Here is a 14,517-nt window from a genome sequence, read left to right on the forward strand (position 1 = left end):
TATGGAATTCGCGTTCTACCTCGCCGCCGGCGTTGCCGTGGCGTCTACGTTCAGGGTCATCACCGCGAGCAATCCGGTGCATGCCCTGCTGTACCTGATCCTCTCGCTGCTGGCGGTGGCGATGACCTTCTTCGCCCTCGGTGCGCCCTTTGCCGGCGCCCTGGAGATCATCGTCTATGCCGGCGCGATCATGGTGTTGTTCGTCTTCGTGGTTATGATGCTCAACCTCGGCCCGGCTGCGGTCGAGCAGGAGCGTAAGTGGCTGACGCCCGGTATCTGGTTCGGGCCGTCGCTGCTTGCGGCGCTGCTGCTGGGTCAGTTGCTGTATGTGTTGTTCGAGTCGCCCAGTGGCGCGGCGTTGGGTTTGCAGACTGTTGATGCCAAGGCCGTCGGCGTCGCGCTGTACGGCCCTTACCTGCTGGTGGTGGAGCTGGCCTCGATGCTGCTGCTCGGCGCATTGGTCGCGGCCTATCACCTCGGTCGTCACGATGCCAAGGAGCCAACCGCATGAATGCGATTCCCATGGAGCACGGCCTGGCACTGGCCGGCGTGCTGTTCAGCCTGGGCCTGATTGGCCTGATGGTGCGGCGCAACATCCTCTTTGTGCTGATGAGCCTGGAAGTGATGATGAACGCCACCGCCCTGGCCTTTATCGTGGCCGGTAGCCGTTGGGCCCAGCCTGACGGCCAGGTGATGTTCATTCTGGTCATCACCCTGGCGGCCGCTGAAGCCAGTATTGGCCTGGCGATCCTGTTGCAGCTGTATCGCCGCTTCAACACCCTCGATATCGACGCTGCCAGCGAGATGCGCGGATGAACCTTCTATTCCTGACCTGTGTATTTCCGCTGCTGGGCTGGTTCCTGCTGGCCTTCTCGCGCGGACGTTTCTCGGAAAACCTCTCGGCGCTGATCGGCGTGGGCTCGGTGGGCCTGTCTGCCCTGACTGCGGCCTGGGTGATCGTGCAGTTCAACCTCAATCCGCCGGAAAACGGCGTGTTCACTCAGGTGCTGTGGCAGTGGATGAGCGTGGCCGGTTTCGCGCCGAGCTTCACCCTCTATCTGGATGGCCTGTCCGTGACCATGCTCGGCGTGGTGACGGGTGTGGGCTTTCTGATCCACCTGTTTGCCAGCTGGTACATGCGCGGTGAAGAGGGCTACTCGCGCTTCTTCGCCTACACCAACCTGTTTATCTTCAGCATGTTGCTGCTGGTGCTGGGCGATAACCTGCTGCTGCTGTATTTCGGTTGGGAAGGCGTGGGGCTGTGCTCCTACCTGCTGATCGGCTTCTACTTCAAGCACACGCCGAACGGCAATGCAGCGCTGAAGGCCTTTATCGTCACCCGTATCGGTGACGTATTCATGGCCATCGGCCTGTTCATCCTGTTCCTGCACCTGGGCACCCTGAATATTCAGGAGCTGATGGCACTGGCACCGCAGAAGTACGCGGAAGGCGATAGTTGGCTGTGGGTCGCCACGCTGATGCTGCTCGGCGGTGCGGTCGGCAAGTCCGCACAATTGCCGTTGCAAACCTGGCTGGCGGATGCGATGGCCGGCCCGACCCCAGTCTCCGCACTGATCCACGCGGCGACCATGGTGACGGCGGGCGTTTACCTGATCGCCCGGACCCACGGCCTGTTCCTGCTGACGCCGGACATCCTCGAGCTGGTGGGTATTGTCGGTGGCGTGACGCTGGTGCTGGCCGGTTTCGCCGCGCTGGTGCAGACCGACATCAAGCGTATTCTGGCCTATTCGACCATGAGCCAGATTGGCTACATGTTCCTCGCCCTCGGCGTGGGTGCCTGGGACGCGGCGATCTTCCACCTGATGACCCACGCCTTCTTCAAGGCCCTGCTGTTCCTCGCATCCGGTGCAGTGATCAACGCCTGTCACCACGAGCAGAACATCTTCAAGATGGGCGGCCTGTGGAAGAAACTGCCACTTGCCTACGCCAGCTTTATCGTCGGCGGTGCGGCCCTGGCAGCGTTGCCGCTGATCACCGCCGGCTTCTACTCCAAGGATGAAATCCTCTGGGAAGCTTTTGCCAGCGGCCATCAGTGGCTGCTCTATGCCGGTCTGGCAGGTGCCTTCCTGACGTCGATCTACACCTTCCGCCTGATCTTTATCGCCTTCCATGGCGAGCAGAAGACCGAAGCCCATGCCGGCCATGGCGTGGCTCACTGGTTGCCGCTGGTAACGTTGATCGTGCTGTCGACCTTCGTCGGTGCGCTGATCAGCCCGCCGCTGGCCGGTGTGCTGCCGCAAAGCGTTGGCCATGCTGGCGGTGAGGCCAAGCACAGCCTGGAAATCGTCTCCGGGGCCATCGCCATCATCGGCATCGTTCTGGCCGCGCTGCTGTTCCTCGGCAAGCGCAGTTTCGCCACTGCGGTGGCGCAGAGTGCACCGGGGCGCTTCCTGTCGGCCTGGTGGTTCGCGGCCTGGGGCTTCGACTGGCTCTACGACAAGCTGTTTGTGCAGCCGTACCTGCTGCTTTGCCGGCTGCTCGGGCGTGACCCGATTGACCGCAGCATTGGCCTGATTCCGCGTCTGGTACGGGGCGGCAATGCCCTGCTGGCCAGCAGCGAGACTGGCCAGGTGCGCTGGTATGCCACTTCGATTGCCGGGGGTGCCGTGCTGGTGCTCGCCGTCCTCCTGTTTCTGAATTAAGGAAAACAGCCTGATGATTTTGCCCTGGCTAATCCTGATCCCCTTTATCGGCGGCCTGCTGTGCTGGCAGTGCGAGCGCTTTGGCAACACCCTGCCACGCTGGATTGCCCTGCTGACCATGGGCCTGCTGTTCGGTCTGGGCCTGTGGCTGTGGGCCACCGGCGACTTCAGCCTGGCCCCGGCACCGGGTGCTGCGCCGCAGTGGGCGGCCGAATTCCAGCTGCCATGGATTGAGCGGTTTGGCATCAGCATTCACCTGGCGCTGGATGGCCTGTCGGTGTTGATGATCAGCCTCACCGGTCTGCTCGGCGTGCTGTCGGTGCTGTGCTCGTGGAACGAGATCCAGAACCGCGTCGGCTTTTTCCACCTCAACCTGATGTGGATTCTCGGCGGCGTGGTCGGCGTGTTCCTCGCGGTCGACCTGTTCCTGTTCTTCTTCTTCTGGGAAATGATGCTGGTGCCGATGTATTTCCTCATCGCGCTCTGGGGTCATAGCGGCAGTGATGGCAAGACCCGCATCAGCGCCGCCACCAAGTTCTTCATCTTCACCCAGGCCAGTGGCCTGATCATGCTGCTGGCGATCCTCGGTCTGGTATTCGTGCATTTCGACCAGACCGGTGTGCTGACCTTCAGCTATGCCGACCTGCTGAAAACCGAACTGGCACCAGGCACCGAGTACATCCTCATGCTGGGCTTCTTTATCGCCTTCGCGGTGAAGTTTCCGGTGGTGCCATTCCACTCCTGGCTGCCAGATGCCCACGCTCAGGCACCGACCGCCGGCTCCGTGGACCTGGCCGGTATCCTGCTGAAAACCGCCGCTTATGGCCTGATGCGTTTTGCCCTGCCGTTGTTCCCCAATGCCTCGGCAGAGTTCGCGCCGATTGCCCAGTGGCTTGGCGTGTTCGCCATCATCTACGGCGCGCTGCTGTCGTTCGCGCAGACCGATATCAAGCGCCTGGTGGCTTACTCCAGTGTGTCGCACATGGGCTTTGTGCTGATTGCGATCTACTCGGCCAGCGAGATCGCCCTGCAGGGCGCGGTGGTGCAGATGATGGCCCACGGCCTGTCTGCTGCTGCGCTGTTTATCCTTTGCGGCCAGTTGTATGAGCGCTTGCACACCCGCGACATGCGCGAAATGGGCGGTATCTGGGCGCGTATGCCCTGGCTGCCGGCCATCAGCCTGTTCTTCGCTGCTGCGGCCCTGGGCTTGCCGGGAACTGGCAACTTCGTTGGCGAGTTCCTGATTCTGATCGGCAGCTTCCAGAGCGCGCCGTGGGTCACCGTGCTGGCTGCCACTGGCCTGGTGTTTGGCTCGGTCTACTCGCTGATCATGATTCACCGTGCCTATTTCGGCCCGGCCAAGGCAGAGACTGCCTTGCCAGGTCTGAAGCTGCGCGAGCTGAGCATGGTGCTGGGCCTGGCTGTGCTGCTGATTCTGCTCGGCGTCTACCCGCAGCCGGTGCTCGACACCTCTGCCGCCAGCATGCAAGGCGTGCAGCAATGGCTGGGCGGTGCCTTCAATCAACTTGCCTCGGCCCGGTAGCCTTATGGAACATCACGCTGTGGAATTTACGACTCAACACTTTATCGCGCTGCTGCCGTTGCTGATCACCAGCGCCACCATCGTGCTGGTGATGCTGGCGATTGCCTGGAAGCGCAATCACGCCATGACCTTCGGCCTCTCGGTGCTGGGCCTCAACCTGGCCCTGCTGTCGCTGTTGCCTGCCCTGGACGTGACGCCGATCGAGGTCACGCCGCTGCTGCTGGTGGATAAGTTCGCCTGCTACTACATGGCCCTGGTGCTGGCGGCGACCCTGGCCTGTGTGACGCTGATTCACGCCTACCTCGGCGGTGAGTCCGGCAAGGGCTATCCAGGCAACCGTGAAGAGCTGTACCTGCTGATGCTGCTGTCCGCCGCTGGCGGTCTGGTGCTGGTCAGTGCGCAGCACCTGGCGGGCCTGTTTATCGGTCTGGAGCTGCTGTCGGTGCCGACCTACGGCATGATCGCCTATGCCTTTTTCAACAAGCGTTCGCTGGAAGCTGGCATCAAGTACATGGTGCTGTCCGCCGCAGGCTCGGCATTTCTGCTGTTCGGCATGGCGCTGCTGTATGCCGAGTCGGGCAACCTGAGCTTCGCCGGTATCGGTGCCAAGCTGGCCGCTGACGGCTTGCCGAGCATGCTGGCGCAGATTGGCGTGGGCATGATGCTGATCGGTCTGGCGTTCAAACTGTCGCTGGTGCCGTTCCACCTGTGGACCCCGGACGTCTATGAAGGCGCTCCGGCGCCGGTGGCCGCCTTCCTCGCTACGGCCAGCAAAGTGGCGGTGTTTGCCGTGCTGCTGCGCCTGTATCAGGTATCGCCAGCGGCTGCCGGCGGCTGGCTGAATGACCTGCTGACGCTGATTGCAATTGCCTCGATCCTCTTTGGTAACCTGCTGGCGCTGCTGCAGAACAACCTCAAGCGTCTGCTCGGTTATTCCTCCATCGCCCACTTCGGCTACCTGCTGGTGGCGCTGATCGCCAGCAAGGGCTTGGCGGTGGAAGCGGTGGGCGTGTACCTGGCCACCTATGTGCTGACCAGTCTTGGCGCGTTCGGTGTGATTACCCTGATGTCGACGCCTTACAGCGGCCGTGATGCCGACGCGCTGTACGAATACCGTGGGCTGTTCTGGCGCCGTCCGTACCTGACTGCCGTGCTCACTGTGATGATGCTGTCGCTGGCCGGCATCCCGCTGACGGCCGGGTTTATCGGCAAGTTCTACGTGGTCGCTGCCGGTGTGCAATCGCAGCAATGGTGGCTGCTCGGTGCTCTGGTGCTCGGCAGCGCCATCGGAGTGTTCTATTACCTGCGGGTAATGGTCACCCTGTTTATGGTCGAGCCGAATCTGCGTCGCCACGATGCGCCGCTGCATTGGGGGCAACAGGCCGGTGGTCTGATGCTGCTGTTTGTCGCGTTGCTGGCCTTCGTGCTCGGCGTTTACCCGCAGCCTCTGCTGGAATTGGTGCAGCACGCCGGCCTGACGGGCCTGTGATGAGCCGTCTGCTGATTGCTGGCTGTGGTGATGTTGGCAGTCGTCTGGGTCAGCAGTTGAATGCGCTCGGCTGGACGGTGTATGGCTTGCGCCGCTCGGTGGCGCAGCTGCCTGCGGGTATTCACCCAGTAGCCGGTGATCTGCACAGTGATGCGTGCCCGGCCGCCTGGCCGAGCGCAGCGCTGGATTACCTGGTGTATTGCGCCGCTGCGACCACGCACGATGAAGCCGGCTATCGGGTTGCCTATGTCGACGGTCTGCGCCGTGTGCTGGCCTGGCTGGCGCAACAGGGCCAGCGGCCGAAGCGCCTGCTGTTTGTCTCCAGCAGCGGTGTGTATGGTCAGCAGCACGGCGAGTGGGTGGACGAGACCTCAGCGGCGCACGCCGAGGGCTATTCCGGGCGCGTTATGCGTGAAGCGGAGCAGGTGGCCCTGGCCAGTGGCCTGCCGGCCACGGTGGTGCGTTTAACCGGCATCTACGGCCCGGGACGCGAATGGCTGCTGGGCCAGGTGCGCCAGGGTTATCGGGTGGCCAGTGAACCGCCGTTGTATGGCAACCGTATCCATGCCGATGACGCAGCCGGTCTGCTGGCGTACCTGCTGCAGGCCGATGCCCGCGGCGTGGCGTTGCAAGACTGTTATATCGGCGTCGATGATCAGCCGGCACCGCTGCATGAGGTGGTGGCCTGGCTGCGTGAGCAACTGGGCGTCAGCCACTGGTCGGCCGAGTCGACCGTGCGCCGTGCCGGCAGCAAACGCTGCAGCAACGCCCGCGCCCGCGCCCTGGGCTGGCAGCCGCAGTACCCCAGCTACCGTGAAGGCTACAGCGCCATCTTGCGCGGTGCGTAAGCGTCCTCAGCGCTGTTGCAGCAGCCAGCGCTGTTGGCCCTTGTAGAAGTTTGGCATTTCATCGATCTGCGAACGATTCAGTGCTTCAAAGACCCGCAGTTGCTTGCCTTCACGCTCAAACAGCCAGTTCTGGCCTTGCTCGCCAAGTTGCAGCCAGAGGCTGTCGAACTCGCCGCTCATGGCGGCGCAATCGCCGGCCAGGCACAGGGCATAGCGTTCTGCGCCGGGCAGGCCCTGCACGCTGCCATCGGCCTGGAACAGCACCAGGCCACCTTTACCCAAGCCTTCCTTGATCACCCAGGTGCCGCCCAGGTAGGCACTGTAGAGCGCCTGCTCAAAGCTGCTGCCCGCCGGCGCAAGCGGGCCGGGCGCCGCAGGGGCGCGGACAAAGCGCTGTTCCGGCCAGGTGTCGCTCTGGGCCTGAACCAGTTCATCACCGCTGAGGCTCATCGACTCCTGAAAGTCACCGTAGAAATGTACGCGCAACTGACCGTTCGTATCGCGTTCGAAGGTGCCTTCGCCACGTTCGAAGCCATTGCTGAAGCTGGCCAGCCGGCGTTGGCTGTCGATTTGCCATTCCAGGTTGGGGCCATAAGCGAGCAGGGCTTCGCGCAGGTTGCCGCTGTCCACGGCGGCGTCGATGGCGGCCTGGTTGATCCAGGTGCCGTTGGGGTCGCGGGGTGGGCTGACACAGCCGCTGAGCAAGGCGCAGGTGAGCAAAACAACAAACAGGCAACGCATGACGGCGTCCTCAAGGGCGAGGCGGTGATGGTGCCGCCCCGATGATGGATTCGCTCAGCAGAATAGCGTCATTTGCGCCCGGCGTTACAGCGCCAGTCCGTGCAGGTCGCACGGGTTGGCGGGTTTAGCGGGTGAGTTCGAACTTGACTGGAAAATCCAGGCTGATGCTGCCGCTGCTCAATACTTCCTGTGGCGGCCGTGGCACCGGGCTGGCCTTGCGCAACTGGATCAGCACGTCACGATCAAAGGATGGACGAGCGGTGGAGGCCTTGATCTTGCCCAGCAGAATATCGCCGCGCACATTGACGTCGAAGGTCAGGGTCACTGCCTGAATATGACCAGCCCGGTTGAAGCGCCGCTCGCGATCCGGGTAGTGCAGGCGGCTGCTCAGGTGGGCATGCACCTTACTCAGCCAGAGGGCGCGCGCCGGATTGTCCTCACTGGGCGCACTCTGACGTGGCGCAGCCTGCTGCTGCGCCGCTGGAGGAGCGTCGTTGCTGGCCTGGGCCGTTTCCGGGGTAGGTGTTTCCACAGGTTTTGGCTGTGGTTTGGGCGCAGGCGGGCGCGGTTTGGGTTTCGGCTTGGGTTGGGCGATCACCAACTTTGGCTTGGGCGCTTCGATCAGCTTGGGTAGCGGCTCGGGTTCCGGATCCGGCTGCTGGATGACCGGCGGCGTTGGCTTGGGCGCCGCGACCAGCGGTTGCAGTTCGACCAGCATCGCCGCCGGCGGTGGCTCCACGGCAATGGCCTGTGGCTGCCAGTACAGCGCCCAGATAAACAAGGCAGCATGCAGCGCGATCACCAGCAGCAGGCTGGCGGCCCAGGAAAGGCTACGGCGAGAGCGGGTCATGGTGTGCCGACCGTCTCCAGGCCAACCAGGCCGATTTTCAGGTAACCGGCACCGCGCAGGTTGTCCATCACGGTCATCAGGTCGGCATAGTCGACGCCCTTGTCACCGCGCACGAAAATGGTCTTTTCCTTGTCGGCCTGGGTCAGCTTGTCCAATGCCGCACCCAGCAGCGCCGGTTCGACCTGATCGTTGTCGAGGAACAGGCGGCTGTCTTCCTTGATGCTCAGGTAGATCGGCTTGTCTGGGCGCGGTGTCGGTTTGGCGCTGGAGGCGGGCAGGTCGATTTTCACGTCTACGGTGGCCAGGGGGGCGGCGACCATGAAAATGATCAGCAACACCAGCATCACGTCGATAAAGGGCGTGACGTTGATCTCGTGGTTTTCCTGGAGGTCATCGCCACTGTCGTTGAGGTGCAGGCCCATGTTTCAGACCGCCCTGACCATCTGCGGCGCAGCGTTGCGCTCGGTGCTGGTGGGCATGTCCAGATCACGGCTGACCAGCAGCAGCACCTGAGCCGAGGCATCGGCAACCTGCGCCTTGTAGCTGGCAATCGAACGGGCAAAGACGTTGTAGATGATCACCGCCGGGATGGCTGCAACCAGGCCCAGGGCAGTGGCCAGCAAGGCTTCGGCGATACCCGGAGCGACCACTGCGAGGTTGGTGGTTTGCGATTTGGCGATGCCAATAAAGCTGTTCATGATGCCCCAGACCGTACCGAACAGGCCGACGAAGGGCGCGGTAGAGCCGATGGTGGCCAGCACCCCGGTGCCTTTGCTCATGTCACGGCCGCAGGCGGCGACCAGGCGCTCCAGGCGGAAGCTGACGCGCTCCTTGATGCCTTCCTTGAGCTTGCTGTTGGCAGAAAGCTGCAGTTCGTCCTGGGCTTCTTCGATCAGGATGGTGCTGAAACTGTGCTGAGCCCGTGCCTGCTCGGCGGCCTGCTGCAGGTTGCGGGCGCGCTTCAGCTCAGGCAGTTCGCGGCGCAGACGACGGCGGGCGCTGATCAGCTCGATGCTTTTCGCAACCCACACGGTCCAGGTCAGGATCGAGGCGAGGACCAGGCCGATCATCACGCTTTTCACCACGACATCGGCGTTCTGGTACATGCCCCAGGGGGACAGGTCGTGCAGCAGGGCCTCATCGGCCGCCACTTCAGGCTGCACCTCGCCTTCTTGCAGGGCTGCCAGCAACTGCTGGGCCTGCTCGGGGGCAATACCGTTATCGGTGATGAACTGCTGCTGTGCGGCACTGATCTGCTCGGCATTGGCCTGTTCGCCCAAGGCCGCAAATTTTTCTCGCAGCGCTGTCAGCTGAGGGGGCTCGACGGCTTCTGGCGCAGCCTCGGGCGTGGCCAGTGGTGCGCTGAGTGCCGAGCTGTTCGGCGCTGCGGCAGCTGGCTGTTCAGCGAAGCTGGTGATGGGCAGCAGGGCCAGCAGCGACAGGCAGAGCAGTGGCAACCAGCGTGGCTGACGAGGTGTGGCGGTGTGAGCGATTGGGCTGGAGAAGAGCATGCTGGCCGGACCTGAGAAGAGGAAAGGTTGCAGGCGCGCTGCAGATAAAGCTGCGCATGGTTAAGTGCGAGTATTATTGCAAACAATTCTCGTTAATAAAAGTTTGATTCGTCGCTACTTCAATGCAGGTCGGGGCAGACGTGCCGCGTTGGCTGATGGCGACAAGACGAATACCCGCGCTGAAGGCGGGGCTGATGCCCCGCCTGGCGTGTTATTCGAGGACCAGAATAGCGTCCATTTCGACTTGTGAGCCACGCGGCAGGGCAGCCACACCGATGGCGGCGCGAGCCGGATATGGCTGCTCGAAGTAACGGCCCATGACTTCATTGACCTTGGCGAAGTGCGACAGGTCAGTGAGGAAGATATTCAGTTTGACGATGTCCTTGAACGAGCCGCCGGCGGCTTCAGCCACGGCCTTGAGGTTCTCGAACACCTGTACGGTCTGTGCCTCAAAGCCTTCAACCAGCTCCATGGTTTTCGGGTCCAGCGGAATCTGCCCGGACATGTACACGGTGTTACCGGCCTTGATCGCCTGGGAATAGGTGCCGATGGCGGCGGGTGCTTTATCGCTGCTGATAACGCTCTTGCTCATGGAAAACTCCAATAAAGGCTGGGAATGACGAGCGCGACGGGCGCGCTCAGCGGGAAAGGCTTCAGGCGCGGGCGCGGGTGATGCGAATCACCCCGGTGAGTGCGCGCAGTTTCTTGATCACCCGGGCCAGGTGTACGCGATCATGCACGCTGACGACCAGCTGCACGACGCTGATGCGGCCATCACGCTCGTCCATGCTGATCTTCTCAATATTGCCGTCGGCGGCATTCACGCTGCCGGCGAGCAGGGCAATCAGGCCGCGTTGATGCTCCAGCTCGACGCGCAGTTCGACATTGAATTCGCCGGTAACGTCTTTGGCCCACGACAGCTGGATGCATTTTTCCGGGTTGTGGCGAATTTCGCCGATGTTCTTGCAGCTTTCCAGGTGCACCACCATGCCCTTGCCGGCGGACAAGTGGCCGACGATCGGGTCGCCCGGAATCGGCGTACAGCACTTGGCGTAGCTCAGCACCAGGCCTTCGGTGCCGCGGATGGCCAGTGGGCCTTCGCTGCTTGGCAGGGCCTCGTTGCTGTCGCTGAGCAGGCGACGCGCGACCACATAGGCCATGCGGTTGCCCAGGCCGATGTCTTCCAGCAGGTCTTCGAGCACATCCTGGTGGTATTCGGCGAGCACCGCTTGCACCCGCTCGGGCGAAAGCTTGTCGACGCGGCTGTCGAAGCCGGCCAGCACCTTGTTGAGCAGGCGTTCGCCGAGGCTGATCGACTCCGAACGACGTTGCAGTTTCAGCGCATGGCGGATATGCGTACGGGCCTTGCCGGTGACCACGAAACTCAGCCAGGCCGGGTTTGGTCGTGCACCAGGCGCGGTGACGATTTCCACCGTCGAGCCGCTTTCCAGGGCTTGCGACAAAGGTGCCAGGCGGCGGTTGATGCGGCAGGCGATGCAGGTGTTGCCAACGTCGGTGTGCACCGCGTAGGCAAAATCGACCGCCGTGGAGCCTTTGGGCAGCTCCATGATGCGGCCCTTGGGCGTGAATACGTAGACCTCGTCAGGGAACAGATCGATCTTCACGCTCTCGATGAATTCCAGCGAGTTGCCGGCGCGTTGCTGCATCTCCAGCACGCCCTTGACCCACTGCCGCGCGCGGGCGTGGCTACCCTTGGGCTGGTCTTCCTCGTTGGATTTGTACAGCCAGTGCGCGGCGATGCCGTTGTTGGCCAGCTCTTCCATCTCGCGGGTACGGATCTGAATCTCGATCGGTACGCCGTGCATGCCGAACAGCGTGGTGTGCAGCGACTGGTAGCCGTTGGCTTTGGGGATTGCGATGTAATCCTTGAAGCGCCCCGGCAGGGGTTTGTACAGGTTATGCACGGCCCCCAGTACGCGGTAGCAGGTGTCGACCTTGTCGACGACGATGCGGAAGGCGTAGACGTCCATGATTTCGTTGAACGCCCGGCGCTTGCCGCGCATCTTCTGGTAAATGCCGTAGAGGTGCTTCTCGCGGCCCATCACCTCGCCTTCCATGCCTTCGCGGGCCAGGCAATGGATGATCGACTCTTCGATCTTGTTAACGATTTCCTTGCGGTTGCCCCGAGCGCGCTTGACTGCTGTGCGGATGCGCTCGGAGCGCATCGGGTGCATGGCCTTGAAGCCCAGGTCCTCGAACTCGATGCGCATGCTGTGCATGCCCAGGCGGTTGGCAATCGGTGCGTAGATTTCCAGAGTTTCCTTGGCGATGCGCCGGCGTTTCTCGCCGGACAGCACTTCCAGGGTGCGCATGTTGTGCAGGCGGTCGGCCAGCTTGACCAGGATCACGCGGATGTCGCGAGCCATGGCCATGGCCATTTTCTGGAAGTTCTCGGCCTGGGCCTCGGCCTTGGTCTCGAAGTTCATCTGGGTCAGTTTGCTGACCCCGTCGACCAGTTCCGCCACGGATTCGCCGAACTGCGCGTCCAGGGCTTCCTTGGCAATGCCAGTGTCTTCGATCACGTCATGCAGCATCGCGGCCATCAGGCTCTGATGGTCCATGTGCATGTCAGCCAGGATGCTCGCCACTGCCAGGGGGTGGGTGACGTAGGCTTCGCCGCTGCGGCGGCGTTGGCCGTCGTGGGCTTGTTCGGCGTAGAAATAAGCGCGGCGTACCAGGTTGACCTGGTCGCCGTCGAGGTAGGTCGAAAGTCTGTCGGCGAGGGCGTCTATGCTCGGCATGGGCGTTCCCCTTGCCGACTCAGATGACCCTGCGCCTGACGACGTCGACCCGGCATAGGCTTACAGAGGCTCGTTCGCCTCTTCCTCGAATGCGGCAAACAGCGGTTCTTCTTCGACGATGTCGTCTTGCGCGATCACGTCATAGTTGACCAGGCCAGCAGCGATTTCGCGCAGTGCCACCACAGTCGGCTTGTCGTTTTCCCAGGCCACTTTCGGCTCTTTGCCGCCGGTAGCCAGCTGGCGCGAACGCTTGGTGGCGAGCATGACCAGCTCAAAGCGGTTATCGACGTTGTCCAGGCAATCTTCAACGGTAACGCGAGCCATGGTATTCCTCGTTGCGACAAAATTAAGAGCGAAAAAACGTCGCCCAAATGGGCGAGCGGACTGAATAGTCTAAAAAATCACCAGCATTTAGGGAAGCACTGATTTGTTCAGTGCTTCCCGCGTCAGACCAGCAGCTCGCTAAGCAGACCACTGTGGCGCTGCTGTTGCGGGGCTTGCAACAGTTGATTGGCGCGGAAGATGGCCTTCAGGTCGCTCAAGGCATGGGCGAAGTCATCGTTGATCAGCAGGTAGTCGTACTCGACGTAATGGCTCATCTCACTGACCGCTTCACGCATGCGCCGCTCGATGATTTCGCCGCTGTCCTGGCCACGGTTGGTCAGGCGGTGGCGCAGGGCTTCCTGGGTTGGTGGCAGGATGAAGATGGATTTGGCTTCCGGCATCAGTCGACGGACCTGCTGCGCGCCCTGCCAGTCGATCTCCAGAATCAGGTCGAAACCGTCGATTAGGGTCTGTTTGACCCAGTCCTGCGAGGTACCGTAGAGGTTGCCGAAGACTTCGGCATGCTCAAGAAACGCGGTTTTGTCGAGCATCGCGTGGAACTGTTCGCGGCTGACGAAGTGGTAGTTCACCCCGTCCACCTCGCCCGGGCGCATGGCGCGGGTGGTGTGCGAGACCGACACACGAATCTGCGCCTCGCTGTCGATCAGCGCCTTGACCAGGCTGGTCTTGCCCGCGCCGGAGGGGGCGGAAATGATGTACAGGGTGCCGGTGGTTGTGCTCATGGATCAATCCTGAAACGCGTTGTTCGAAGAGTAGCAGTAGCGGTCTGGCTTATTCGATGTTCTGCACTTGTTCGCGCATCTGCTCGATCAACACCTTGAGGTTGACCGCAGCATTGGTGCTGCGGGTGTCGAAGGCCTTGGAGCCGAGGGTATTGGCTTCGCGGTTGAGTTCCTGCATCAGGAAATCCAGGCGGCGACCAGCCTGGCCACCGGTTTTCAACACACGGCGTACTTCGTTGACGTGGGTGCTGAGGCGATCCAGTTCTTCGGCGACATCACTTTTCTGCGCCAGTAGAACAAGCTCCTGCTCCAGGCGTTGCGGGTCGAGCTCGGCCTGCATCTCGACGCAGCGGTCGAGAATTTTCTGCCGTTGTCCGGCGAGCATCTGCGGTACCAGTTCGCGCAGGGCGACAACCTGTTCGAGGATGCTGTCGAGCCGTTCATTAAGCAGTTTGGCCAGCTCACTGCCTTCGCGTTCACGGCCGTTTTTCAGCTCGTTCAGGGCTTGGGTAAACAGGCTCAGGGCGCTCTGATTCAACGCTTGCGGGTCGGCCGCGTCGGCCACCAGCACGCCAGGCCAGCCAAGTACTTCCAGCGGGTTGAGTGCAGCCGGCTGCTTGATCAAGCCGGCCACGCTTTCGGCGGCGGCGATCAGTTGTGCGGCGCGCTCCAGGTCAACCTGCAGGGCCTTGCCGGCATTGTCGTCACTAAAACGCAGGGTGCATTCGACTTTGCCGCGCGACAGGCCATTGCGCAGCGCTTCGCGCACCGCGCCTTCGAGGTCGCGGAAGGCTTCCGGCAGGCGCAGATGAGGCTCCAGGTAGCGATGGTTGACCGAGCGCAGTTCCCAGCTCAAGGTGCCGTTGGCACCCACCTGCTCGGCACGGGCGAAGGCAGTCATGCTGTGGATCATGGGGCGAACCTCGCGAAAAGTCGGAACGAATGGGTATGCCAGCAATGGCATGCAGTAAAAAATCGGTGCGACTGCCCATCACTCTTATCCGGTGCTGCGCGCCACCCTCTCGGGGACGAAGGAAACAAGG

The 14,517-nt window shown here is 62.3% G+C and carries 15 protein-coding genes; 6 read left to right on the top strand and 9 right to left on the bottom strand.

Features of this window, described 5'->3' with window-relative positions:
- The first annotated feature begins 1 nt into the window (after window position 1).
- Genes nuoJ through ACSQ17_RS11685 form a run of 6 tightly spaced genes read left to right on the top strand, consistent with a single transcriptional unit; the run spans window position 2 to window position 6,543 of the window.
- Window positions 2–511 carry an NADH-quinone oxidoreductase subunit J gene (nuoJ, locus tag ACSQ17_RS11660; RefSeq protein WP_233683220.1) on the top strand — a complete coding sequence of 170 codons (510 nt, stop codon included), beginning with the start codon at window positions 2–4 and terminating at the stop codon, window positions 509–511.
- Window positions 508–816: an NADH-quinone oxidoreductase subunit NuoK gene (gene nuoK / locus ACSQ17_RS11665; RefSeq protein WP_436068735.1), complete on the top strand. Its 309-nt coding sequence runs from the start codon at window positions 508–510 to the stop codon at window positions 814–816. The genes nuoJ and nuoK overlap by 4 nt, the downstream gene beginning before the upstream one ends.
- Window positions 813–2,663, top strand: a complete 1,851-nt coding sequence (nuoL, locus tag ACSQ17_RS11670; protein ID WP_436068736.1) for an NADH-quinone oxidoreductase subunit L — start codon at window positions 813–815, stop codon at window positions 2,661–2,663. The genes nuoK and nuoL overlap by 4 nt, the downstream gene beginning before the upstream one ends.
- 13 nt (window positions 2,664–2,676) lie before the next feature.
- Window positions 2,677–4,206: an NADH-quinone oxidoreductase subunit M gene (gene nuoM / locus ACSQ17_RS11675; RefSeq protein ID WP_436068737.1), complete on the top strand. Its 1,530-nt coding sequence runs from the start codon at window positions 2,677–2,679 to the stop codon at window positions 4,204–4,206.
- A gap of 19 nt (window positions 4,207–4,225) precedes the next feature.
- Window positions 4,226–5,695, top strand: coding sequence for an NADH-quinone oxidoreductase subunit NuoN (gene nuoN, locus ACSQ17_RS11680; RefSeq protein WP_436068738.1), 1,470 nt, complete (start codon window positions 4,226–4,228; stop codon window positions 5,693–5,695).
- Window positions 5,695–6,543, top strand: a complete 849-nt coding sequence (locus ACSQ17_RS11685) for an SDR family oxidoreductase (protein ID WP_436068739.1) — start codon at window positions 5,695–5,697, stop codon at window positions 6,541–6,543. The genes nuoN and ACSQ17_RS11685 overlap by 1 nt, the downstream gene beginning before the upstream one ends.
- A gap of 6 nt (window positions 6,544–6,549) precedes the next feature.
- Here the strand turns inward: ACSQ17_RS11685 and ACSQ17_RS11690 are convergent, their stop codons facing one another.
- From ACSQ17_RS11690 to ACSQ17_RS11730, 9 genes are all read right to left on the bottom strand, one after another.
- A complete protein-coding gene (locus ACSQ17_RS11690) occupies window positions 6,550–7,284 on the bottom strand; it encodes a hypothetical protein (protein WP_436068740.1) in 735 nt (244 codons plus the stop codon).
- A 124-nt stretch (window positions 7,285–7,408) separates the two neighbouring features.
- On the bottom strand, window positions 7,409–8,134 hold the full coding sequence (locus tag ACSQ17_RS11695) for a TonB family protein (RefSeq protein ID WP_436068741.1): 726 nt from the start codon (window positions 8,132–8,134) through the stop codon (window positions 7,409–7,411).
- Window positions 8,131–8,556, bottom strand: coding sequence for a TonB system transport protein ExbD (gene exbD, locus ACSQ17_RS11700; RefSeq protein WP_436068742.1), 426 nt, complete (start codon window positions 8,554–8,556; stop codon window positions 8,131–8,133). Before exbD ends, ACSQ17_RS11695 begins: the two co-directional genes overlap by 4 nt.
- 3 nt (window positions 8,557–8,559) lie before the next feature.
- Window positions 8,560–9,645, bottom strand: coding sequence for a tonB-system energizer ExbB (exbB, locus tag ACSQ17_RS11705; protein ID WP_436068743.1), 1,086 nt, complete (start codon window positions 9,643–9,645; stop codon window positions 8,560–8,562).
- 211 nt (window positions 9,646–9,856) lie between these two features.
- Entirely contained in the window at window positions 9,857–10,237 is a 381-nt protein-coding gene (locus tag ACSQ17_RS11710) for a RidA family protein (RefSeq protein ID WP_233683228.1), read from the bottom strand.
- A gap of 61 nt (window positions 10,238–10,298) precedes the next feature.
- Window positions 10,299–12,407, bottom strand: a complete 2,109-nt coding sequence (spoT, locus tag ACSQ17_RS11715) for a bifunctional GTP diphosphokinase/guanosine-3',5'-bis pyrophosphate 3'-pyrophosphohydrolase (RefSeq protein ID WP_233683229.1) — start codon at window positions 12,405–12,407, stop codon at window positions 10,299–10,301.
- A 60-nt stretch (window positions 12,408–12,467) separates the two neighbouring features.
- The gene (rpoZ, locus tag ACSQ17_RS11720) at window positions 12,468–12,731 is read right to left on the bottom strand and encodes a DNA-directed RNA polymerase subunit omega (RefSeq protein WP_108488510.1); all 264 of its coding nucleotides are present in this window, start codon (window positions 12,729–12,731) and stop codon (window positions 12,468–12,470) included.
- Between the two features lie 122 nt (window positions 12,732–12,853).
- Window positions 12,854–13,474: a guanylate kinase gene (gene gmk, locus ACSQ17_RS11725; protein ID WP_436068744.1), complete on the bottom strand. Its 621-nt coding sequence runs from the start codon at window positions 13,472–13,474 to the stop codon at window positions 12,854–12,856.
- A 49-nt stretch (window positions 13,475–13,523) separates the two neighbouring features.
- Entirely contained in the window at window positions 13,524–14,387 is an 864-nt protein-coding gene (locus ACSQ17_RS11730) for a YicC/YloC family endoribonuclease (RefSeq protein WP_436068745.1), read from the bottom strand.
- Window positions 14,388–14,517 lie beyond the last annotated feature (130 nt).

This window comes from Pseudomonas sp. LjRoot71 (assembly GCF_964253255.1).
Lineage (GTDB): Bacteria > Pseudomonadota > Gammaproteobacteria > Pseudomonadales > Pseudomonadaceae > Aquipseudomonas.

Excerpts from the sequence above, each read along its gene's own strand:
- nuoJ (WP_233683220.1), top strand. The coding sequence starts at position 2 with ATGGAATTCGCGTTCTACCTCGCCGCCGGCGTTGCCGTGGCGTCTACG.
- nuoK (WP_436068735.1), top strand. The coding sequence starts at position 508 with ATGAATGCGATTCCCATGGAGCACGGCCTGGCACTGGCCGGCGTGCTG.
- nuoL (WP_436068736.1), top strand. The coding sequence starts at position 813 with ATGAACCTTCTATTCCTGACCTGTGTATTTCCGCTGCTGGGCTGGTTC.
- nuoM (WP_436068737.1), top strand. The coding sequence starts at position 2,677 with ATGATTTTGCCCTGGCTAATCCTGATCCCCTTTATCGGCGGCCTGCTG.
- ACSQ17_RS11685 (WP_436068739.1), top strand. The coding sequence starts at position 5,695 with ATGAGCCGTCTGCTGATTGCTGGCTGTGGTGATGTTGGCAGTCGTCTG.
- ACSQ17_RS11690 (WP_436068740.1), bottom strand. The coding sequence starts at position 7,284 with ATGCGTTGCCTGTTTGTTGTTTTGCTCACCTGCGCCTTGCTCAGCGGC.
- ACSQ17_RS11695 (WP_436068741.1), bottom strand. The coding sequence starts at position 8,134 with ATGACCCGCTCTCGCCGTAGCCTTTCCTGGGCCGCCAGCCTGCTGCTG.
- exbD (WP_436068742.1), bottom strand. The coding sequence starts at position 8,556 with ATGGGCCTGCACCTCAACGACAGTGGCGATGACCTCCAGGAAAACCAC.
- exbB (WP_436068743.1), bottom strand. The coding sequence starts at position 9,645 with ATGCTCTTCTCCAGCCCAATCGCTCACACCGCCACACCTCGTCAGCCA.
- ACSQ17_RS11710 (WP_233683228.1), bottom strand. The coding sequence starts at position 10,237 with ATGAGCAAGAGCGTTATCAGCAGCGATAAAGCACCCGCCGCCATCGGC.
- spoT (WP_233683229.1), bottom strand. The coding sequence starts at position 12,407 with ATGCCGAGCATAGACGCCCTCGCCGACAGACTTTCGACCTACCTCGAC.
- rpoZ (WP_108488510.1), bottom strand. The coding sequence starts at position 12,731 with ATGGCTCGCGTTACCGTTGAAGATTGCCTGGACAACGTCGATAACCGC.
- gmk (WP_436068744.1), bottom strand. The coding sequence starts at position 13,474 with ATGAGCACAACCACCGGCACCCTGTACATCATTTCCGCCCCCTCCGGC.
- ACSQ17_RS11730 (WP_436068745.1), bottom strand. The coding sequence starts at position 14,387 with ATGATCCACAGCATGACTGCCTTCGCCCGTGCCGAGCAGGTGGGTGCC.